The organism is Neochlamydia sp. S13 (genome assembly GCF_000648235.2).
GTDB lineage: Bacteria > Chlamydiota > Chlamydiia > Chlamydiales > Parachlamydiaceae > Neochlamydia.
Window position 1 is genome coordinate 729199 of record NZ_AP017977.1, and the last position, 21470, is coordinate 750668.

The 21470-nt window shown below is 37.7% G+C and carries 19 protein-coding genes; 5 read left to right on the forward strand and 14 right to left on the reverse strand.

The window, feature by feature from the left end; all coding sequences use genetic code 11:
• The first annotated feature begins 438 nt into the window (after nt 1-438).
• Complete coding sequence (locus TY21_RS02800) at nt 439-939, forward strand: hypothetical protein (RefSeq protein WP_042240634.1); 501 nt, start codon at nt 439-441, stop codon at nt 937-939.
• An 80-nt stretch (nt 940-1019) separates the two neighbouring features.
• Here TY21_RS02800 and TY21_RS02805 read toward each other — a convergent pair whose 3' ends face one another.
• Nucleotides 1020-1442, reverse strand: a complete 423-nt coding sequence (locus tag TY21_RS02805; RefSeq protein WP_042240636.1) for a 23S rRNA (pseudouridine(1915)-N(3))-methyltransferase RlmH — start codon at nt 1440-1442, stop codon at nt 1020-1022.
• A gap of 47 nt (nt 1443-1489) precedes the next feature.
• The gene (smpB, locus tag TY21_RS02810; protein WP_039385262.1) at nt 1490-1945 is read right to left on the reverse strand and encodes an SsrA-binding protein SmpB; all 456 of its coding nucleotides are present in this window, start codon (nt 1943-1945) and stop codon (nt 1490-1492) included.
• A gap of 222 nt (nt 1946-2167) precedes the next feature.
• Between smpB and dnaN the strand changes: the two genes are divergently transcribed.
• Nucleotides 2168-3304 carry a DNA polymerase III subunit beta gene (gene dnaN, locus TY21_RS02815; RefSeq protein ID WP_042240640.1) on the forward strand — a complete coding sequence of 379 codons (1137 nt, stop codon included), beginning with the start codon at nt 2168-2170 and terminating at the stop codon, nt 3302-3304.
• A 21-nt stretch (nt 3305-3325) separates the two neighbouring features.
• The gene (locus tag TY21_RS02820) at nt 3326-4360 is read left to right on the forward strand and encodes a DNA replication/repair protein RecF (RefSeq protein ID WP_042240643.1); all 1035 of its coding nucleotides are present in this window, start codon (nt 3326-3328) and stop codon (nt 4358-4360) included.
• A gap of 28 nt (nt 4361-4388) precedes the next feature.
• Here the strand turns inward: TY21_RS02820 and TY21_RS02825 are convergent, their stop codons facing one another.
• Nucleotides 4389-5720 carry a hypothetical protein gene (locus TY21_RS02825; RefSeq protein WP_042240645.1) on the reverse strand — a complete coding sequence of 444 codons (1332 nt, stop codon included), beginning with the start codon at nt 5718-5720 and terminating at the stop codon, nt 4389-4391.
• A gap of 297 nt (nt 5721-6017) precedes the next feature.
• Between TY21_RS02825 and TY21_RS02830 the strand changes: the two genes are divergently transcribed.
• Complete coding sequence (locus TY21_RS02830; protein WP_042240648.1) at nt 6018-6245, forward strand: hypothetical protein; 228 nt, start codon at nt 6018-6020, stop codon at nt 6243-6245.
• Here TY21_RS02830 and TY21_RS02835 read toward each other — a convergent pair.
• Together TY21_RS02835 and folD are read right to left on the reverse strand one after the other, a co-directional pair.
• Nucleotides 6235-7158: an FAD:protein FMN transferase gene (locus TY21_RS02835; protein ID WP_052354508.1), complete on the reverse strand. Its 924-nt coding sequence runs from the start codon at nt 7156-7158 to the stop codon at nt 6235-6237. The genes TY21_RS02830 and TY21_RS02835 overlap by 11 nt on opposite strands.
• A 150-nt stretch (nt 7159-7308) precedes the next feature.
• Nucleotides 7309-8199, reverse strand: a complete 891-nt coding sequence (folD, locus tag TY21_RS02840) for a bifunctional methylenetetrahydrofolate dehydrogenase/methenyltetrahydrofolate cyclohydrolase FolD (protein ID WP_039385223.1) — start codon at nt 8197-8199, stop codon at nt 7309-7311.
• Between the two features lie 814 nt (nt 8200-9013).
• On the opposite strand from folD, the gene TY21_RS02845 reads away from it, so the two are divergent.
• The gene (locus tag TY21_RS02845; protein WP_052354505.1) at nt 9014-9562 is read left to right on the forward strand and encodes a hypothetical protein; all 549 of its coding nucleotides are present in this window, start codon (nt 9014-9016) and stop codon (nt 9560-9562) included.
• Between the two features lie 524 nt (nt 9563-10086).
• Here the strand turns inward: TY21_RS02845 and TY21_RS02850 are convergent.
• From TY21_RS02850 to TY21_RS02890, 9 genes are all read right to left on the reverse strand, one after another.
• Complete coding sequence (locus TY21_RS02850) at nt 10087-11370, reverse strand: replication-associated recombination protein A (protein WP_042240659.1); 1284 nt, start codon at nt 11368-11370, stop codon at nt 10087-10089.
• The gene (locus tag TY21_RS02855; protein WP_039385215.1) at nt 11333-11710 is read right to left on the reverse strand and encodes a ferredoxin; all 378 of its coding nucleotides are present in this window, start codon (nt 11708-11710) and stop codon (nt 11333-11335) included. The genes TY21_RS02850 and TY21_RS02855 overlap by 38 nt, the downstream gene beginning before the upstream one ends.
• Nucleotides 11711-12380: 670 nt before the next feature.
• Nucleotides 12381-13067 (reverse strand): sugar transferase, encoded by a 687-nt coding sequence (locus TY21_RS02860; RefSeq protein WP_232044392.1) that lies wholly within the window; start codon nt 13065-13067, stop codon nt 12381-12383.
• 689 nt (nt 13068-13756) lie between these two features.
• Nucleotides 13757-14638 (reverse strand): polyprenyl synthetase family protein, encoded by an 882-nt coding sequence (locus TY21_RS02865; protein ID WP_130589501.1) that lies wholly within the window; start codon nt 14636-14638, stop codon nt 13757-13759.
• A 44-nt stretch (nt 14639-14682) separates the two neighbouring features.
• Nucleotides 14683-16041 carry a UDP-glucose/GDP-mannose dehydrogenase family protein gene (locus TY21_RS02870; protein WP_042240667.1) on the reverse strand — a complete coding sequence of 453 codons (1359 nt, stop codon included), beginning with the start codon at nt 16039-16041 and terminating at the stop codon, nt 14683-14685.
• Nucleotides 16042-16123: 82 nt separating this feature from the next.
• Nucleotides 16124-18310, reverse strand: coding sequence for a hypothetical protein (locus tag TY21_RS02875; RefSeq protein WP_052354506.1), 2187 nt, complete (start codon nt 18308-18310; stop codon nt 16124-16126).
• Nucleotides 18311-18708: 398 nt separating this feature from the next.
• Entirely contained in the window at nt 18709-20382 is a 1674-nt protein-coding gene (locus TY21_RS02880) for a HEAT repeat domain-containing protein (protein ID WP_130589502.1), read from the reverse strand.
• 25 nt (nt 20383-20407) lie between these two features.
• Entirely contained in the window at nt 20408-20992 is a 585-nt protein-coding gene (locus tag TY21_RS02885) for a nucleoside triphosphate pyrophosphatase (protein WP_042240670.1), read from the reverse strand.
• Between the two features lie 25 nt (nt 20993-21017).
• Nucleotides 21018-21338: a hypothetical protein gene (locus tag TY21_RS02890; RefSeq protein WP_042240673.1), complete on the reverse strand. Its 321-nt coding sequence runs from the start codon at nt 21336-21338 to the stop codon at nt 21018-21020.
• Nucleotides 21339-21470: the final 132 nt, after the last annotated feature.

Below are 21470 nucleotides of genomic sequence, written 5' to 3' on the forward strand. Positions count from 1 at the left end.
TTAAAAGAAGTTTACAAGTCATCAAACGTTCTGAGGGACTATATTTTAACATCCATACTTGCGTTTTAATGCACTCTTTAATAGCTTCAGCAGCTTCATTGGCCTCCTTCCTCCCAGCTTTAATTTTAAGATAGCCGATAGCTTGCCAGGTAACAGGAATATATACCCTAAAAAATAAGGGTGAAGCAACTTCACATAGGAGGCCAATGAAGTGAGTAAAAAGGCTTATCTCACTGTCGTGAGTAATGAATTTTGAAATTTAGCATCTCTTACTAGATAATGAGTGTGTATAACTTCAGAGCTTTTTTCTCAAATTTAGAAAAGATATAAAAAAATGGCCTTTATTTGTCTATCATTTAACTATTCCTTTTTTCTTTATCTTATATCTCTCAATAGGTTAAATTTCTTTTTTATCATTATCATGTAGGAGAGGAAAATATGTTAAAATTAAGCCACAAAGCATTAATTGTTTTTTCGGGAATCATCTGGTTAGCGGTTGGAAGCTTTTTACTTTCCTTGGGACTAAATTTTCTACTTCACGCTGCCCAAGATATGCGTGTTCTAGAAAAAAATAATTATCCTTTGCTTAATCTTTTTTCTTCTGTTTTCTCAAATTCAGAAAATACCATTGTGTTTTTGATTGCTCTAGGATTAATTATAGGTTACTCCAAAGGACGTTATGTGTTGGGTAAAGCGGCCGTTAAAGGGGTAGAAAGGATTTATTCTTTGCCTAATCCTACCTATTTACAGAATATATATGATTCCAAATATTATATTCTTTTAGGAGGGATGATGGGACTTGGCTTTTCTATGAAATATTTAGGCATACCTGCCGACATTCGCGGCTTAATCGATGTAGCCATTGGCTCTGCTCTTATTAATGGCGCAATGATCTATTTCAGGCTTGCTTTTACAAAGCCTCTAGAAGATCGAAGTTAATAGACAGCTTACGAGTAATAAAAATAAAGGGCGTTCCTTTATGGTGGGTAGGCTAACCAGTGGATGGAGAAAAGCTTAGCTTATTTATGGTAAGGAGTGCCTTTAGCAATTTCAAAAGCACGATAGACTTGTTCTATAAGTACTAATCTAATGATTTGATGAGTCATCGTTAAAGGGGAGAGGCTAAGGCAAGGATAGGAAAGTTTGATTTTCTCAGGTAATCCGCTTGCTCCTCCGATAACTAAAGTTAAGCGGGATCCACCTTCTATAAATTGAACCTGCAGAAAGCTGGCAAATTTTTCGCTATCGAAAAGCTTGCCTGCCGCATCTAAACAGATCACTCGCTTTTCTTTGGAAATGAGTTCTTGAAGATGCTCATTATTTCTAGCTTCTACAAATTCGAATTTTAAAACAGGAGATAGACGTTTAACATATTCTTGGATGGCGTCATTGAGCCATTCCTCTTTTGTCTTACCAATAGAAATAATTTTCAGTCTAAGCATCTAATTATATAAAAATTTAAAGAAAGCTTCCCGCAAACCTTAGGGAATTAACGGCTTTTCAGCATTTTTTGCATATAGCGTTTTTCGTCTCTTTCTTTAATGGCTTCTCGTTTATCAGCAGACTTTTTTCCTTTAGCAATAGCAATCTTTACTTTCACTCTTCCCTCTTTTAAATAAAGGGCAAGGGCTACAATCGTTAAACCTTTTTCCTGCACGCTTTCGCGTAGTTTAAAGATCTCCCGTTTGTGTAAAAGAAGCTTGCGGTCACGAGTTTCCAGATGATTGTGAATATTGCCATACTTATAAGGAGCAATATGAGATCCAATAAGCCATGCTTCCCTGTTAATCACTTTGATATAAGATTCTTGTAGGCTACCTCCATTGTCTCTTAGCGATTTGATTTCTGTGCCTTCTAGGGCAATACCTGCTTCAAAAGTTTCGAGAATTTCGAAATGGTGGAAAGCGCGTTTATTAGATACGAGATCGGAAGATTTATTATTCATATGCAAATATATTAAATGAAGACGCATAAACGAAGCAAGAGAGATTGCAGAGTCAATATCTCTTAAGGCCTTTATAACCTTTCCAATCTATAAATTCTTTGGTTTTCGCATTTTTTTAGATAGGCAAGCATAAACACATAAAGCATCTATGTTTATTGCTTGACAAAGAGCTTATGGTCACTTATCTTGGGTCTCTCTTTTATTTAGCTTAAGGAATTATCTATGAAATTCGTCATAGCCACACAAGAGCTTAATTATTTAATTAATAAGTGTCTTAATGCAGTTGCTCAAAAATCTACTATTCCTATTCTTTCTAACTTTTTGATCGAAGCTATTAATAATGAGCTCATTATTACAGCTACAGATTTAACAGTAGGCGTCCGCTGCTTTACTGAAGCAAAAATTCTTGAGGAGGGATCTACAACATTGCCTGCTAAGCGCTTGGCTCAGTTAATACGTGAGTTGACAGCGATGAATGTGGAAATTTCTACTTCAGAAAATGAAATCACTGAAATTAATGCTCAAACTTCGCGCTTTAAGTTAAATGGAATGAACAAAAATGAGTTTCCCGCCCTACCTAATGTGACAGATGCCGTGCATTTCAAAATTAAACAAAAAATTTTGAAAGACATGCTTTATCGTACAGCTTTTGCAGTTTCTCGTGAAGACAATCGTTATGTGCTCACAGGAGTATGTTTGCAAGTGCAGGGAGGAACAGCTTCCTTTATTGGAACGGATGGAAAGCGTCTAGCAAAATCCCAAACTACCCTTAATATCGATCCATCTTTCCAAGGTACTTACGTGATTCCTCTTAAAGCGGTAGAGGAAATTCTTAAAAATCTGGAAGAAGAGGGCGAAGCTATAGTGTTTTTAATGCAGGACAAAATTGCTATCAAAGCTTCTAATACGACTATTATTAGTAAACTATTAGCAGGAGAGTATCCTGATGTTAACCGTGTCATCCCTTCTCAAACTGGGATAACCGTCAATCTCCACCGTGAAGAATTGATGACTTTATTGCGCCAAATCTCCCTTTTTGCTGCAGAAAATAATCACTCCGTTCGTTTTACTTTCGACGAAGGTGAGTTGAAATTGACAGCCAACACGATGGAAATAGGAGAAGGTAAAGTAAGCATGCCGGTAAATTATAAAGGGGAGAAGTTAGAAATTGCTTTTAACCCTCATTTCTTTTTAGATATTTTGCGTCATAGTAAAAATGAAACTATTTCCCTGGGAATTACTGATCCTTATAATCCTGGCTTGATTAGTGACTTTAATTATGACCAAACTGAAGAGGAGAAAGAATCAGAACAAAGCTCGCTGTTTGTGTTAATGCCTATGCGCTTGAGTGAAGATTAGCTAAAATAAGAGGTGATAAAGTTGAGTAGTGGTCTTTTTCTTCAAAAGCTATATTTACGCTATTTCCGTCGTTATGAGGAGGCCACTTTTGACTTTACCCCCGCAATTAATACGATTGTAGGCCCTAATGCTTATGGTAAAACCACCATTTTAGAGGCGATCCAGCTGTTAATAAATGGCCGCTCTTTCCGCACGCAGCAAATTTCCGATATGATTCAATATGGGCAAAAGTATTTTCATATTGAAGCATGCTTCATTAAGCAAGGCATAGCGCAAACACTCAAGATTCTTTATGATGGCAGTGAGCGAAAAATTATACATAATAGTACAGCTTTTTCGTCAGTAGCTAACCTATTAGGCATTTTACAAGGAGTCGTCTTAACTCCTGACAGTACTTCTTTAATAAAAGGTTCTCCTTTATTACGGCGGCATTTTCTCGATCTGCAGATTGCCCAGATAGATCCTTTATATGTACATTATTTGACGCGTTATATAGGCGCTATGAGGCAACGTAATGTTTTATTAAAGAAAAACGAAATGCTTGCTATCCAAACTTGGGAGCAAGAGATGGCAGGAGCCGCAGCTTATGTGACCCTGCAAAGAGAGCAAACGATTGCAGATCTACAAAAATGGGGAAATGGGTTATACGGAATGTTAACTGCGGAGACTGCGCCTTTGAGTTTGGAATACAAAAATAGTAGCCGCCAAATAAAGGATATGCAGCTTTTGCGTCAACATTATCTGCAGCAATGGGATAAGCTTCGTTTACGCGAAAAAGAAGTGGGGATGACTTTGTATGGCCCCCATCGTGATGATTTGTTAATAAAGATAGGCGATCGTGAAGTGCGTTTGTTTGCAAGTGAAGGGCAACAACGTAGTTGCGTCATGGCTCTTCGATTAGCGGAATGGCAGCGGCTACGGGAATTAAGCCAAGAACTGCCTTTAATGCTGATTGACGATGTAGGGGTTAGCTTAGATACTACACGTCGGCAAAAACTTTTGATCCACTTAAAAACTTTAGGGCAAGTTTTTATCACCTCCACCGAAGAACTTTAAGTAAGAGGTTTATCATTCGTATTGCCTGCTAACCTAAAGAGAGACGACCAAAAGGGGTCAAGCAAAGACATAGTTTATCCTGGTGATAGCCTGTAGCCACCATACCTGCTTGCATGAGATATTCGCAGGTGATAAGTTTTATAAATTGCCTTTCATCTTCGTTGTAATTAGGGGTGCTATATTTCCATCTTTTACCTCTATTAACCAAAGAAGTAGGTAAAACACTTCCTACAGCAGCCAAACAACCTTTGATGTAATCCTCGAAGTAAACCCACTTTCCATGAGCAAAATTTTTAAGACTTTTTTCGACCTCGCGTAAATCTTTTTCAGAAAAAGATGTAAACTGCTCATTAGCAATCAAGCGATTCAGTGACTGTCGATAAAGGATGATGGCTTGGTCTGCGCGAGTTTTCTTAAGCCAGTCTTCCGTATAAACTGATGCCACAATTTTTTGCTTTTCTTGCTTGGCAATTTCCAATAAAAGGGCTACTTCTAATAAATCTTTAGGGGCATTGGTAAAAGAAATACCTTTTTTTAGCAATTTTTTTACAAAAGCATTTAATTCATTTAAAAATCCAAACTCTTTTTCATAGACAGCAGTAATAGGGGTAACATCTTGAATAGCTACTGGATGAGTATTCTGAACGAATAATAAGAATTCATGCCATTCATGAAAAGGAGTAACGACCTCTTCCCAAACATCATTCGTTTTAACATAGCGGAGGCAGCAAACTAGGCTAAACTCTAAGAAAAGCATATACTCTTCAAATTGCTCCCTAGTAAGGCCAAATTTTTCTATAAGTGCGCTTGCACTAATTTTATAATCGGGAGCTGCAAATACTTGTTTTGCAATCGAGCTTATGATAGGGTTATCGAAAACGAGATCTTGTAAATAACGTTCATAAATTTTTGGGGTGAACAAAAACTTTTCTATAATAGAGTTAAAGATATTGTCTGAGCTACGGGGGATGGCATACCAGGAGGGAAGGGCATGAATGGGTGCTTTACTTAATAATCCTTGTAAATACTCCATGTCAGGACGAAAGTCATCATCGAATTTGATAATATGCGCCTCGTAATACTTACGCATCTCTTTATCAACGAGCACCCCATCTCCTTGGATTTGAAAAAGGCCGCTTTTGGCTAATTTATCTAAAATAGGGCGAAGTTTAGAAGGAGCGATCTCCAAATTATCTGCAAGGGTAGTGAGGGTGGTTTTCAACGAACCATTAATAATTTCTTGCAAGACATCGACTTCCAAAATCGATAACTCTGCCATAAAGAGACGATTTTCAATGTCTCTACGATAGTTATAATCCGTTAAAACTATTTTATTTTTTCGAGTAGTAAAAGTGGGCATAGGCTTTCTTTAAAGGATTTATTGTTTCTTGCTGGAAAGCTCGTTAGCGATCAAAGTTAGTGAAGAAGGTTTACAAAAGCAGAGGAATATTTCAATTCAATTGTTGAAAACATTGTATTTTAAAATGTTATTATTGACAACCCTTTTATTTGGCTAGGCTTTGGGGAATGCGAGTGTTTAAGCCTGGCAAAAAAATTGATTTATTAAATGTTTTTTGTATAATCCTTTTTGTTGAACTATCTACCCCGACAGGGGGGGTAGGGACTAATTAAAATTTTAACAAAAGTGTAAACTTAAGTGACCATAGAAAAATTTCCTCTTTCCTCACAGGATTTGATGATAGAATTTGCAGAGTTAATGACAGAGACTCTCTTAAAAAGAGATGTACACCATGCCGACCCTTTTGAGGTTTACGCACATCGTTTAAGGAGTCATTTCTATAATTGCCCTGAAAGATTTAAACGGCATTTTGCGGAAGGCTATTGCTTGTTAGTCAAGGAGCTTGAAAAAGAATCTATTCATTGAGATCTTCTCGGGAAACAATCCAAAACGCAATCTCTGGATAATCGTGGGTAATTTTATCTGCCCATCGCTGAGCCTCTTCTTTAGAACGAAACATAAGGGCTGTAGTAGCTAATCCATCAGCTAGTGCGCACGAAGGGGCTAAAACACTTGCGCTAGCCACATTTTCCCTCGTTATAATAAGAGGTGTAAGATTAACAGGGTCAAGAATATGAAAATAGGTAGTAGTTTGATAAGCATTGTCGCCTTTCTTAGCTTTTATCGCCCAGCTTTGAAAATAATCCCCACTTGTAGCAATCGCTTGATTGCGTAAATTTATCTTAGCGATAGCGTTTTCTGGATTAATATTTCCCAAACGGCTAATAAAAATATTCCAAGGTCTACCCTGAGGATGCTCCCCCATGGTCCTTATTTCTCCCCCCCATTCCACAAATAGATTCGTATAGCCTGCTTCATTAAGCCTATCAGTAAGTAAATCTACGCAATAGCCTTTAGCGATTCCTCCAAGGTCTAGTTGAATATCGTCTAAATCTTTATGAAATTTTCCGTGGCCAAAATGAATTTTATTCCACCCTATTGTAGCAGCAACAGACAAGATGGCGCCTTCAGAAGGAATTTGTCCTTGCTCAAGATGTTTTTTCCATAGAGCTTGCAGAGGTTCTATGGTAGGGTCGAAGCGTCCTTCCGATAATAAAACTATCTTGCCTGTCAACTTTAATAATTGCTCAAGCTCGGTAGAGATGGATACTACAGTGCCTGCTTTTAATTGATTAAGGCAAGAAAGCTCTGAGAAAGGATTCCATTTATTATAAATATGGTTTACCTCTTCGAAAGTGTCTCGGATAATTTTAGAAACAAGGGCTTTTTCTGAGGCGCTCAACGGATGACCAATGAGAATACGATAGTTAATCGTCATCTCATTCCCGGAAAAGAGGGTCAATTTTTCATGGGTGGAATTTGAGCAAGAATAAAGCAAGAAAAAGAGGATAAAAAAATAGCTAAACGTATAATATTTCTTTAACTTATCCTTTGTATAACACCCCAATTCTATCTTCATCTTAAGTATTTATTGAGCCTTTTGAAGGTTCAAATCCAATCGCTTAGAGTAGCTCTTAAGAGTATTGCTTAATAACATAGCAATTGTCATAGGACCTACTCCTCCTGGTACAGGAGTAATATAGGCACACTTGTCTTTAATGTGATCAAAGTCTGCATCACCCACCAGTCTATATCCAGCAGGACGACTTAAATCGTTAATTTTATTTATTCCTACATCAATCACTGTTACCCCTTCTTTAATCATATCTGCTTTAAGAAATAAAGGTTGTCCCATCGCTAAGATAATAATGTCAGCTTGAGAGGTTAAGCTATCTATCTTTTTAGTCTTACTATGGGCGATGGTAACAGTGGCATTGCCTTCAGGGTTATTTTGCATTAACATAGCCGCCATAGGCTTCCCTACAATATTGCTGCGGCCAGCAATTAACACGTGGCGGCCAGCTACTTCTATCTGGGATCGGGCTAGGAGGGCACGAATGCCTAGCGGTGTGCAGGGGAAAAATCCATCCGTTTCTCCCATTAACATTTTGCCTACGTTAAAAGGATGAAATCCATCGACATCTTTTTCTGGTAAGATGGCTAAATTAACAAGCGATGGGTTAATGTGAGGCGGCAAAGGTAATTGCACAAGGATGCCATCTACTGTGGAATTTAAATTAAGAGCATGGATCTTGTCGAGGAGCTCTTTTTCTGATAAGGAGGAAGGTAGATGGATTTTTAAGGATAAAATTCCTACATTTTTGCAAGCTTGGGTTTTCCGTTGCACGTAAATTTGAGAGGCTGGATGGTCGCCAACAATAATAACAGCTAAGCATGGCGGACGGCCATGCATATTTAAAAGAGTAGCTTTTATCTCTTCCTCAATTTCTTGAGCAATTTTTTTTCCATTGATGATCATAGCGAGAATTTAACTGTCTTGTTCTATAATTCCAATCAAAATATTAGGAGCTAGGCTTTAAGGTGCAGGTAAAGAAAACTTTACAACTATTATAAGTAAAGAAAGAAAAATTGCTTAAAGCATTTTTCATGTCTTTTATGCTTATATAGGAGGGGCTTAGCATAACCCATTTTTACATTTAATCCAACTTTTGCTTCTATTTTTCTAACGAGGCTTAAAAGCCATCACTCTTTTATGAATTAGATTAAATAAAGAGAAAACCCCCTAGAATGTTCTTCTTTTCTGCTTTACTCTAGCCTTTTTGAAAGAATGAGCCTTGGATAAATAAAAGGAATAAGTTTGCCTAGCTTCTCTATAAGCTAAATGTTTTTTGAAGTTGATTTTAGTGAAATTTAGCTCTTTTTATGAAAGAGGGAGGAGATGAACTAGCTACGAATTAAAAGATAAAGAGTGAAGGAGAAAAAAATTAAGGGAATTTTTTTTAAGATAAATATCTCTTTAGTAGCTTAAAATAGGGGTGAGCAATTTTATTATGGAATCCTCTACTATAAAAACTAGGCTTGGCCGCAGAGAAAGAACTGTGGGGGAAGTTAAGTTTGTTAGCACCGAGATAGCTTTTTGAAAGCATAAAAGCCAAAGCTTTAGAAAAGTTAGGAAAATTTACGGTAAGAGTATTTTTACTAAAGGAATCCTTGCTTTCTAGAAAAAAAAGCTTTAGAAAAGCAAAAGAGTGCAAAAAAATAATAGTATATTGTAACGTGGATTTACAACTTTGGAAAAATTGTTGATTACAAGAACCTTTTTAGGAGGAAATATGTATAAATCGGTCCTCAAGACCTGGATAGCGCCATTCTTAGGATTGGGTGCTCTACTTTCTACTCATGCTTTTGCACAAAATGCTCCTTTACAAACGCCGCCCAGTACTCCTGTTGGGTTGAATGATGAATGCTCTAAGGAATTACTTATTTCCTATTTTCCTAAAGTATTTGTGCTAGAGACTTTAAAAAAGTATAACGTCCCTCCAGATAAGTGGGAGGCAATTGCTAGTGAACTTGCTCAGAAAGATAAGCAAGTCATCAAAACTGTGGAGGAAAAAGCAGCTAAATTAGACCCAAACCCTCTTAAAGACCCTCAACAGCGCCAAGCTGCCGTGAGGTTATTTAGAGAAACTTTGACAGATTTATTTGCTTTGACCATGAAAGCCCATGGAATAAAGGATGGAAAGCAAATCACCGATATGCTGAATGATATTCAACAACAAAAAGCTAAACGTTTTGCTATGTGTATGCAAAAAGTCTCATCCGAAGACTCTAAAGGCGAAAGCAAAGCTGAAAATTCAGCCACTTTAGGAGAGAAGAATTAACTTTTATAAGAGGAGAAAAAAACTAATCTCCTCTTATTTTTTTATTCACTCGGTAAAGAGTAGAAGTTTTATTTTCGTTTAGAAAGGACAACCTTTAGGAAGGAAGAAAAACCGTCTAAAAATTTTAAAGCCTTATTGCCTTAACCATAAATAGTAAGCGGTCACGGGGTATGCCCAGCTTTAGACGCGATTCTGCGGGGATCTGCAATGTCAAAAATGCTCGCTAATAGCTGTTTTTTCTATTTACTGCCCTTTTTGATTTATAGTAAGCCCTTAGCATTAATGCCTTAAGTAGAGATACCCCCCGTGACCGCTTACCATAAATAGAAAAGTTAGAGACAATCCTTTGTTTTCATAAGCCATGCTCTTTAAAGAAGCTAAGTCTATAGAATCTAAAAGATTTAACCTCGCAAAGTTGGCTTTTTGTCCAAAAGCATGATTTTCATGGCGTATAAGTTTGCATGAAAGGCTGCTCAAAAAGTATATAACTTCTTTGCTATCCTAGAAGCTTTATTATAAAAGGATTATTTGTTTTTTTTAATAATTCTTAGCTTGTCGAAATAGCTTTGCCTCTTTTTCATTTCACGTTCAAAACCTCGCTCCACAGGACGGTAAAATTTCCTAGGCGGTAATTCTTCTGGAAAATAATTTTGTCCTGAGAAAGCATGTTCTAGCTCGTGATCATACATATAATCTTTTCCATATCCCATTTGTTTCATTAGAGGAGTCGATGCATTAAGAATAATGGGAGGGGGGTCCATGTGAGTTGTTTGCGCAGCTAATTGCTTGGCTTCTTCATAAGCTTTGTAAAGAGCATTGCTTTTTGGGGCTAGAGCAAGATAAACGACAGCTTGAGCTAAAGCCAGCTCTCCTTCAGGAGAGCCTAACATTTCATAAGTATCGCGTGCTGCGATACATAAAGGTAAAGCTTGCGGGTCTGCTAATCCTATATCTTCACTAGCCATTCTGATAATTCTGCGTGCTAAAAACAAAGGATCTTCCTTACCCTCTAGCATACGCGCCAACCAGTATAAAGCTGCGTCAGGATCAGAGCCTCTTACCGCTTTATGAAGAGCCGATATTAACTGATAATGCTGATCGCCTTGCCTATCATAACGAGCAGTACGTTGCTGTAAGTATGTTTGTAAAGTATCTGCATCTAAAACAATATTTTCATTAACACCTTGGAGATTTTCAATTAGATTGAGGAGGAAACGGCCATCCCCTTGAGCTGATAAAATTAAAAGCTGGCGGGCTTCGTCGGTAAGAGGTAATACTTTTTTTCGAGCTTCATAGCGTTGTAATAAATGATGTAAAGATTTCTCATTTAAAGGCTGAAGCGATAACACCCGCAGCCGCGAAAGCAGAGCAGTATTAAGATGAAAAGAGGGATTTTCTGCAGTTGCCCCGATTAAAACAATGGTTCCCTTTTCCACGTAGGGTAAAAAAGCATCTTGCTGAGCTTTATTAAAGCGATGAATCTCATCTACAAATAAAACAGCTCTTTGATGGAGTAGGGGAGTGTTTTCTATCTCTTCTATAAGCTTTTTGAGGTCAGTGATGCCATTAAAGATAGCGCTCATTGAATAAAAAGGGATATTAAAAGCTTTTGCATATAGCCTGGCGATAGATGTTTTCCCACATCCAGGCGGCCCCCAAAGAATAATAGATAATGGTCTGCCTGCAGAAATAATTTTTGTTATAAAGCCTTCTGGTCCTATCAGATGTTCCTGCCCTACGATTTCTTCGATAGATGCAGGACGCATCTGTTCAGCAAGAGGAGCTATAGGCGATTTTGGAGTGATCATAAAGAATATATTCTTTTACCGGCTTACCACCGATAAGATGTTGTTGAAGGATAATCTCTAGAACTTCGGGGGTACAGGAATGATACCAAATTCCATCAGGATAGATGACAGCAACAGGGCCTTTTTGACAAATTCTTAAGCAGCTTACTTTTGTTCTATAGATGCCTCCTGCGCCGGTCAAATTCAGTTCTTGAAGCCTTTGCTTTAAATATTGCCAAGAAGCATAGGCCGTATCTGAGCTAGAGCAGCGCGGATTTGCTTGGTCGCTACACAAAAAGATATGGCGTTTAAGGGTGTCAACCCCACATTTTATTAACCTTTCGTTAAGATTTTGTTGCATATTAGATATACCTTTGTCGGGATTTTTTTTTTAAGCTTAAAGGAAGGAGGATAAAATATAGAAAAGCAAAAAGAGCATCGCCTAAAGGCATTACAAAAAGATCGGAAACTATCCATCGTATGCCTACAGAAAGAGGCGCTCCCAATATATAAAGGAAAATAACTTGGAAGAAAGTTATAGTAAAGGAAAAAAGGAAGGTCATGAGGGGTAGCGTACTTAGATGATCGGCAAAAAAATGACGTTTTTGAGGATAAATCACAGCAGCTCCCAGGGTATAGTTGCCAGCATAGAAACCGAAAGGAGGCTGTACCGACAGTAAATCGAGGAGGAATCCACAAAAAAATGCATACCACAGGCAGCGAGAGAAGGATTTTTGATAAAATGAAACAATAAGAAAAGGCACCAAGAACATAAGCCGGATACTAGGAGCTATAGCTGGCATGCCAAGGGTAAGTACTAAGCCGCTAAAGAAGGTAAGGAATAGATTTTTTCTACTTAAATGCATAAAAAATTTATAAAACTTTAAAAGGCTGCTTAGAGGAGATCTATAGTTTTCTCTGAAAAAAGAGGTTGTTTTCTGGGGTTATAGCCACCATGTAGCCTCTTTTCCTATAAATCCTAGTATTTTTCTAGCTACCTTTGATCCTATATTTAAAAAGTGTACCAAAAATTAATAAGCTCCTCTGGGGAAGCATACAATGGGGATAGTTTTAGCAATGATTTTTATATCGAGAAGTAAAGATTGGGATTCTATGTATTGCTCATCGAGTTTAATACGATTAGCATAGCTAATGTCACTGCGTCCTGAGACTTGCCATAAACCCGTTACGCCTGGACGTACAGACAAGATTTTTGTAGCCTTATACCCTAAATGTCGAACCACTTCGTATTGAACGACCGGCCTAGGGCCTACCACACTAAGATCTCCTTTCAAAACATTTACAAATTGAGGAAATTCATCAAGAGAAGTCTTTCTAAGAAATTTGCCTATTGGCGTCACTCGTGGATCATTTTTTAGTTTATGAGCATTAGCCCATTCCCTTTTTAATTCCAAGGAACTCTCTAAAATTTCATCCAGCCTTGCATCGGCATCAGGATACATGGTTCGAAATTTATAGCAGCGAAAAGGCTTGCCACCTCGGCCTATTCTCTCCTGAGAATAAATGATTTTACCTTTAGAAGAAAAATAGACGGAAACAGCGACTATTGCCAACACGGGCAAGGTAATAATAAGCACGCAAAGGCTAAAAATAATATCAAACAAGCGTTTAGTTGGATTACGTTTGACCGTTAAACCCAGAGAAGGGGAGAATCTAAGGGCTGTAGATTCTTGCATCCATTGAGGGGAATTATCCATAATTTTTTGCTTGCCAACCATTTTGTATCTTTATACAAATATTTTCTTTATATAGGTAATGCTAACCGACTAGAATTTCTTAGATAGCATCCAAAGTAATTTTTAGGCAAATAAAAAAAATAATAAACTTATCGTAGATATTTGCCTGTTTGTTTGTAAAATTTAAAAAAGTTAAAGTTTTTGAACTTAATAAAGCTAGGTAATATTAATCATTTTTAAAATAATAAACTTTTTTGCCCCCATCCCGCTTTAAGTAAAAGTTTTACGATTTTTGGGAGCAATAACAGTTTTCACTCCACCACCCTATAAAAGGCATAAAAGCTTTATTTCCTAATATTGCTTTAAAAAATCTTGGCATCAGGCTGTATAATTATACGCTTTTAGGCAGTTTTTTAAGCAATCATATACTTGCTAAGAATCTCTTTTTAGGAGAAAGGAGCTGTCAGGAAGGCGATTCCTTTTTTGGATTTTATTGAGATAGACTCTTAAAATGGCATTATTAGATAGGGGAATAGATCAGATGCTTAAGAGATAAGGGTAACAAAAAATAAAGGATGCGAAAAATACACCTTCTTCTCTTTCTCTAATCGTTAATTAAGCTACTTAGTCTATCGCTTACCTACTAAAGCTAGGAGAGGTTGCCCTTTTATTAAAGTTATCTGTTATAGCACTTTGTTCTCGATTATCTATCAACAATTTCGATGGACCAATAAATCGGCAAGAGAGACGAGCAAAGCTGTATCATACGGTAACTTTTTCAGCTGCTCCATAGCTGCCTGATAATATTCAAAGGCTAATTCTTGAGCTTCGGATAGCCCCAATAAAGTAGCGTAGGTAGTTTTATGATTTTTTATATCTGAGTTTTTGTTAGAAGTCACATCTAGCACATCATCGATGATTTGAAAAGCAAGCCCTATCTTTTGACCAAATGATTTTAAAATTTCCCGATCTGCTGGGCTGCCATTTGCTATGATAACCCCACATTCAATACAGGCAGTGATGAGGGCCCCTGTTTTACGTCGATGAACATCTTGTAGAAAATGAAGGTCGATAGCCTTCTGTTGGGACTCGATATCCATGATTTGTCCGCCAATCATTCCCTCTGCACCCGCGTTTTTGGCTATAACATTTACCAATTCTATTTTTTGATGAGCTTGAAGGCTGGTTCCATTTGCAATAATCTCGAAAGCATAAGTAAGTAAATAATCACCCGTTAAAACAGCATGTCCTTCGGTAAAAGCTTTATGTAACGAAGGTTTTCCACGTCTAAAATCATCATTATCCATGCAGGGTAGATCATCATGGATTAAAGAATAAGTATGGATCATTTCTAAGGCACAAGCTGGATCCAATGCTAAATCTTCTGAGCCTCCTAAAACCGTAGCGGTAGCTAATACCAGAAGAGGACGTATACGTTTGCCGCCAGCAAGTAGGGAATAACGGGTAGCCTCTAAAAGGTTAAAATAAGCCGTATCTTTTCCTGCAGTCAGTTCAGCAAGCCGTTTTTCTATGCTTTTGCATCTATCGTGGAGATAGCCGTGGATGTTGGGTTGTACGTTTTTCATATTCATTGGCTTAATTTCTTGCCGATTCACTGTCTTATAAATAAAGCTTTTTAAGCATGTTCCTCTTCTTCTCTGTAATATGGCTTTTGACCTATACTTAAATAATCTAATCCCTTTTTAACTACTTCTAAAGGATTATATTGATTGCGGCCGTCAAAAAAAACTCTGCCTTTCATCTGTTTAAGGAGAGCGTCGAAATCCAAAAAGCGGAACTGCTTCCACTCGGTCATCAACACAATTGCATCTACTCCCTCAGCGGCTTCTATTTCGTCATTACACCAGGTTATAGCGGGATGAGCGGAGATGATCTTTTTAGCATTTTCCATAGCAACCGGATCAAATAAGCGCAAGTGTGCTTGTTGTTGCAATAATTGTTGAATCAATACTAAGGAGGGGGCTTCTCGCATATCATCTGTATCAGGCTTAAAAGATAACCCTAAAATAGCAATCGTTTTATTAGCTAAGCCAGAATATTTAGCAAAATATTCAATAATTTTATATCCCATTAGCTGTTTTTGCTGTTCATTTACATAGGCTACTGCATCAATAAGTGGTGTGTCATAGCTAACTTGATCAGCTTGCTTGCGTAATGCAGAAATATCTTTAGGGAGGCAGGAGCCTCCATAACCGGGGCCAGGGTATAAAAATTTGTAGCCAATACGATTATCAGCTCCAATGCCTCTACGCACTTTATTTATATCTGCTCCTAAATGTTCGCATAAGCCAGCTAATTCATTCATGAAAGAGATGCGTGTAGCTAACATAGCATTAGCAGCGTATTTAGTCATTTCAGCAGAAGCAATATCCATGATCATCAGCCGCTCATGACTAAGCATGAAAGGACTGTAAATTTCTTGCATGATTTGGGCTACCTTCGTCTTATCAGTTCCTATAATCACTCTGTCAGGCTTCATAAAGTCCTGGATAGCACAGCCTTCTTTTAAAAATTCCGGGTTGGAGGCTACATCAAAATCAATGGACACACCCCTTCTTTGCAGGCCTGCAGCAATGACGCTAGAGACGAGATTAGCAGTTCCTACAGGCACGGTGGATTTGTTAACGATTACCTGATAATCTGTCATGTGTTCTGCAATAGCTGCGGCTACATTATGGACAAAACGCAGATCAGCTTCGCCATTTTCCTGATGGGGAGTATCTACACAGATAAAACACACTTGGCTCTTGGCTAGAGCTTCAGCATAGCTAGTAGAAAATTTTAAACGTGAGGCTTTCACATTTCTTTTAACCATTTCCTCTAAGCCAGGCTCGTAAATAGGAATATAGCCTTGTTTAAGCTGATGAATTTTTTTTTCATTGATATCTAGGCATGTCACATGATGACCCATTTCAGCCAAGCAAGTGCCTGACACCAAGCCTACATATCCTGTTCCAATAATGAGCAGTTCCATAAAAGCCTCTAGCTATATTCAATTTAAGCCCACACATCTTACCAGATGATTTAAAATCCTAAAAGCAGAAAGGCTTTAAAATTTAAAGATTTAATAGGGGTACAGCAGTCGGACAAGGGGTATGGCTGGGCCGACTTAAACCAAGGTTAAAATAAAGAGCTATGCGGTTATCTTTCTTATCATATTCTTTCCTTTGATAAGATAACTTAATATGCCATGCTTTTTGTACAGTAGCTAAAATGTCGATTTCATATTCACTGTAATTGGGTTCATGGCGGCGGTTCCAGCCATGCCGTGATTCAAATTCTATCGCCCAGTTAGGGTGCCATCGATAAAATAGATGGATTAGCAAAGTATCTCTTCTATCCGAAAGTTGAGAGTCTTTTAACTTTTTTTCTGAATGGAAAGAATCTAAAATGAAATTTAATTGATCAGCTTTACGCCAAGCAAAAGATCCACGATGTCTCCATTCTAAAGATAAGGCTGCCTGACGATTAATCGTCCATTCGTTGCGAAAATTAAAATGATCCCATTGATGGCGTTGCATATCCCAACCTGCAGTAAAAGTATGACGTAAGGTGGGAAGCAAGTTCCACGTCAAACGGCTGTAAATTTTAGGAGTTGCACGGCGAATGGTGGGAGTGTTAATAAAAGTATGGGCAAATAGTTGCCATTGCATCCAGCGGTCCAAGCCTTTTCCTTGGCGAGCATAATAAAAGCTATGATCGACTCCCCAAGTAAGCATATTCAACTGGTACCATCCATCGTGTATGTCAAAAATGTAATGTTCATTGGGTTTTATACCTGGTCTAGTATAGTACTTATATTTTACGTAGGGTTTTATAACATGCTTGAAACCAGAATAATGGCGCCTAAGTTGAGTGTTTGTTTCCACAGAAAACATCCCGAGGGCCACCCAATGATTATGCGCATGAGGATTGCTTCCATAATAGATCGCTGAAGTTCCAACTTCAGGAGTAGTGGTAAAAGGACCGGTTCGATATGAGCGGTATAATCTATGATAAAATTGCGCACGCGTAGAGTTAAAATTGTAAACATGATGGGAATGCTTAGCATACTGAAAATCTAGATAAGAAAGGCGCCAAAAATTTTCCGATATTATTCCGGTAGAGCCCAGAGAAAAAGGCCGAATGCTTATTTCCAAAGAGGGTAATTCTTGCTTAATCGTTTGAAAAGTATTGGCTCGTATTCGAGCAAAAAAGTTAGCTTTCCAAGAGTCACTCTGCTGAAATTTAACTTGCAATTGAGTTTTGCCCGCCGTTTCCATATCTAAATTTTTATCCATATAGTCTGTAGCCATATCGATATCGCTAAGTTTATCCCATGTAGTATGAAGGCTGACTCCTTCTTTATCAAATAGCCTAGTATATGCACCTTGAAATCTATAGCGCGTGCGTTGGCTTGGTTGATCTACCGATGAATCTCTTGCTATATAATTGACCATTTCAAGATTTTCTTGATTGTTTTCTGAATGATAAAGGGTATAGAAGCCTCCTCCTAAGCCCCTCTTAATTCTATAGTCAAGGCGCAAGAAATTTTTAAACCCTGCCCAAGAAAATAGTTCATATTGCATTTCAAGACGGGTATTTTGTCCTCCGCGCCATGTAACATTAAAGCGTAGAGGGTTATCAAATATAGCGTTTAAATTAGCTTTAAATGAAGGGAGGCACAAAACTGGAAGGTGGACAAATTGAAATTGAATATTTTTAGCATCAAAAAGATGTTTTTCGCGAAGTCGTGCTTTGGCTGCTGTCACTTGCCAATCAGTATGGTAATTTTCTGAAGTGGTGACAAACCCATCATAAATAATGTAAGAACCATCGGCACAAAGCTCGATCGCACGCCCTCCAAAATACCAGGGTTCTACGGCAGAACGCGCCTGATAGATCAGGCCTGTTTGAGTTAAAAAATTATACTCTAGAGACTCTCCTATAAAAAAATACTCTCCCCACTCTAAAGCTACGTCCCCTTTGGCTGTCACCTGAAAGACAAGCCCTTCTTTAGTAACCTTACGGGTGTAAACAATATGACGGGCTTGGATGCGTAGATTTGGGCCTGTAATAACACCTCCTTCTGAAGTAGATAATACGCCATCGACGAAAGCGGGGCTGCGTAGATCCACTTTAATCTCTTTCTCTACGCTGCTATTCAGGCTTTTAATTTCTTCAACGGAAGTACTAAAAAGAGAAGAGATCGTGAGAATAAGAAAAAGAGGGATAAAATATTTAATGTCTAGCGATAAGCTCATGCTATCTACCGGTCTAAGAAAATAAAGGAGTAGTTTAGCTATTTATCTTAGAGGGTGCAATAGGCTTTTTCTTTAACTTTTAAATTAAGAGGAAAATGCTTGTGTTAGTTAGGCACATAGATGGTTTTTTCCCCGTCAAGCTTCTATTCTGAAAAAAAGTTGAACGGGCGCTTTTAAGAAGAAAGCTTTTGAAGAGGGTAACTCTATTGCCATCTTAGCTTACCTATAAAATTTATCCAATAGTCTCACTAGGCATGTTTACAAGGTTCTCATTCCCAGAGTTAAGGGACTAAAAATTAGCTTATTTTTTTCTATCCTTTGCTGCTCCTAAGGCCTCGGATTAAATTAATAAAAACCATTACTAATTAATTCTCCAAGCTTATGCGAGATAAAAGCTTTTAGTGAATAGCACGCATGAGCAGTCCTGCTAATGCATACCTGTTGATAGGATTTCCGTCTTGCATAGCCTCTAATAACAAATTAACAACTTGTTCATCTTTATTTTGTATAAGAGATTCGAATGAAGCGATCAATAATTGTGAATGCTCTTCAAGAGTTAATTGATAATTATCTTTTAAATCACGCAATTTGCTAGGTAAAAAGGGGCGAAATTGAAGGAGCTCATTTTTCTTACTGTTGGTAACCCAACGATACAAATTCTCCCTATAGGGGCCTTTTACTTTTAAAGAGTAGAGAGCCAGATTACAGTAATTACGGATAAGTGGTGCACCTATTTGCTGTTGATGCGCTTGAAGTAAAGCAATGGCTGCAGGGGTATTTAATTTTTTAAGTAAATCTGTTAAAAGAGGGATGAGATCGTTTTGCTGGCAAGCGAATAGTGTTTTAGCTACCTGTAAAAACTCTTGTTCCGGAAGATCAAGAGCTTTTGATAGGGCTTCTTCTCTCATCTTTAATGATCTTTCAAAAGCATAAAGGCTATCCTTAAAATGTGGGTGCGCGCCAGGAGTTGCCCTCCAAGCTGTAAGGCTTTTACCTGGAGAACATACAGAGGAATAACACATGTCTTGGGGATGGGTAATTAAAATATCTTGTAATAAGACTTTTGTACAACGGGGATCTTGAAGGTAAAGCAGTGCCATTGCGGCATTAACCCTTACCTGTATATTAGGGTCGTTAATTAATAAAGCTAAACAGTCCTGACTTTCCTGCAGCTCACCTAACAAGAAAATGGCATAGATATCTTTTTGCTTAGCTGCATTTTCTATAAGTATTTTGTATTCTTTACAGCCTAGATCATATAAAGCTTTCCAGGCCGCAAGCTGTACATGGGAGACATTCGAGCAAGATAAATTTTTGAGCGTAGGAATTGAGTTCTCATCTTTAAGCAGACCTAAGGCAAATGCTGAGGCTTCTTGTTGTGCTTTTTCTTTATGAGTGGCAAGAGTACGAATTTTATATAATAATTCATCACAACCATATTTAGCGGCATTAATAATGGCAGCTAAACGCACTTCTTCATGAGAATGACACATTAATTTACATAGCATATGGAGGGCTTCAGGAGTGCCAATCATGGCAAAGAATTCAGGAAATACTTCTTCCAAAATTCCTTCCCAACGATACATTAATGCTTCCGCATAAGCATAGGCACGAGGAGATTTTTTTTGTGCTAGCAGATAGGCGGCTTCTAGACGAATTAAGGGATGCTTAGTGTTTAAAGCGCGTTGTACATTTTCATCTGCTTGATCATTTTGATACTGAGAAAGGAAATTAAGACTAATAAGTTGCAGCTCTGGGATGCCGCTGCTTATTCCTTCTTTTAAGATATAAAGCGCTCTTTCATTGAGACAAATGCCTGCTCCAAATAAAGTCATCAGGCGGGTGTTCAAGTCAGAACAGCGATAACCTTGATCTAATAAAAGAAGAGCCATTTCTTGAAGGAACTCAAAATCATGCTTCCCAGTTTGCTTGTGATAACACTCATAAGCTTTTATGGCTTGAGAAACATTCCCCATGCGTACAAGAAACAATAAATGGGAGTGGTTATACTCTGTATACCCTTTATCCTTACCTGCCATTACAGAGGTATAAGGAAATAAAAAGCATAGCAAGCCATACAACCACTTAATTTTTATCTTAGGGTACATAGTCCCACAGATCTATTTCACACTTTTTTAGCAAAGAGCGAAGGGTATTAAGAGGAAGCCCCATCACATTATAGTAACACCCATCAATTTTATTTACGATTAAGCTGCCCGCTCTTTGTATCGCATAGCCACCTGCTTTGTCGGCCCAATGAATTTTTTGATGATAGCGGTAGATATCTTCTTTTGTTAGGTAATTAAATAAAACGCGGGTTTCTTCCCAACCGGTGTATAAATTCGCCTTGTATAAGAGGACGACTCCTGTGAAAACACTATGCCATTTGCCTGCTAGATCCCAGAGCATACTAAAAGCTTCTTGCTCAGTTTGGGGTTTATGATAAATTTTACCTGAGCGGTATACGATTGTATCTGCTGCTAAAATTGCTTCGTGATTGCAAATGTCTTTTACCGCTTTTGCTTTACCTTCGGCTATTAAAGAAACATATTTTATAGGGTCACGTTTATAAATAACGCTATGTTCATCAAAAGATGGGGAAACTTGTTTGAAAGGCAGGTTGAAATAGCTTAGTATTTCTTTACGACGTGTTGACTGTGAAGCAAGAATAAGGCGCACCATGCAGTAGAGTCCTCGTAATAATCTTTTATGAGATAAAAACTTGTGAAAATATAAGTATTCTGATTTTTTCTGCCGGTAATAGAGGGCAGTAAGTTGTCAATAATTGTAAAATTTCTTTTTCTATTTTCTTTAAATCCATTAAAGATATTTTATCGGTAGTTGGATAAATGCCTATATAATCTTTATCCTGAAAATGTATTTCTCGTAAAGGACTATTTAGCTCTGGCGCTATCTTATTTTGCTTCCATAATAAGCTTTGATTAAGATGCATACGCAATTCAGAAGTTATTGAACATCCTATAAAAATTTTAAGGTTAACTCCATCTTTTAGATCAGGCATAGGCATAAAAAAATTAACGCACCTTTCTTTAACTTGTAAAGGTTGGAATAAAAAGAAATTTAAAAGAACAAGGAGATGCTCTTGGGCAGCTTCTTAGGAAATCGAATATTTGAGAAACTTAATGCCCCTTCAATTAAG

Excerpts from the sequence above, each read along its gene's own strand:
- TY21_RS02850 (WP_042240659.1), bottom strand. The coding sequence starts at position 11,370 with ATGATCACTCCAAAATCGCCTATAGCTCCTCTTGCTGAACAGATGCGT.
- smpB (WP_039385262.1), bottom strand. The coding sequence starts at position 1,945 with ATGAATAATAAATCTTCCGATCTCGTATCTAATAAACGCGCTTTCCAC.
- TY21_RS02885 (WP_042240670.1), bottom strand. The coding sequence starts at position 20,992 with ATGGTGCGCCTTATTCTTGCTTCACAGTCAACACGTCGTAAAGAAATA.
- TY21_RS02835 (WP_052354508.1), bottom strand. The coding sequence starts at position 7,158 with ATGACGATTAACTATCGTATTCTCATTGGTCATCCGTTGAGCGCCTCA.
- TY21_RS02865 (WP_130589501.1), bottom strand. The coding sequence starts at position 14,638 with ATGAATATGAAAAACGTACAACCCAACATCCACGGCTATCTCCACGAT.
- dnaN (WP_042240640.1), top strand. The coding sequence starts at position 2,168 with ATGAAATTCGTCATAGCCACACAAGAGCTTAATTATTTAATTAATAAG.
- TY21_RS02890 (WP_042240673.1), bottom strand. The coding sequence starts at position 21,338 with ATGCCTATGCCTGATCTAAAAGATGGAGTTAACCTTAAAATTTTTATA.
- TY21_RS02800 (WP_042240634.1), top strand. The coding sequence starts at position 439 with ATGTTAAAATTAAGCCACAAAGCATTAATTGTTTTTTCGGGAATCATC.
- TY21_RS02870 (WP_042240667.1), bottom strand. The coding sequence starts at position 16,041 with ATGGAACTGCTCATTATTGGAACAGGATATGTAGGCTTGGTGTCAGGC.
- folD (WP_039385223.1), bottom strand. The coding sequence starts at position 8,199 with ATGATCATCAATGGAAAAAAAATTGCTCAAGAAATTGAGGAAGAGATA.
- TY21_RS02825 (WP_042240645.1), bottom strand. The coding sequence starts at position 5,720 with ATGCCCACTTTTACTACTCGAAAAAATAAAATAGTTTTAACGGATTAT.
- TY21_RS02845 (WP_052354505.1), top strand. The coding sequence starts at position 9,014 with ATGTATAAATCGGTCCTCAAGACCTGGATAGCGCCATTCTTAGGATTG.
- TY21_RS02805 (WP_042240636.1), bottom strand. The coding sequence starts at position 1,442 with ATGCTTAGACTGAAAATTATTTCTATTGGTAAGACAAAAGAGGAATGG.
- TY21_RS02875 (WP_052354506.1), bottom strand. The coding sequence starts at position 18,310 with ATGAGCTTATCGCTAGACATTAAATATTTTATCCCTCTTTTTCTTATT.
- TY21_RS02855 (WP_039385215.1), bottom strand. The coding sequence starts at position 11,710 with ATGCAACAAAATCTTAACGAAAGGTTAATAAAATGTGGGGTTGACACC.
- TY21_RS02860 (WP_232044392.1), bottom strand. The coding sequence starts at position 13,067 with ATGGATAATTCCCCTCAATGGATGCAAGAATCTACAGCCCTTAGATTC.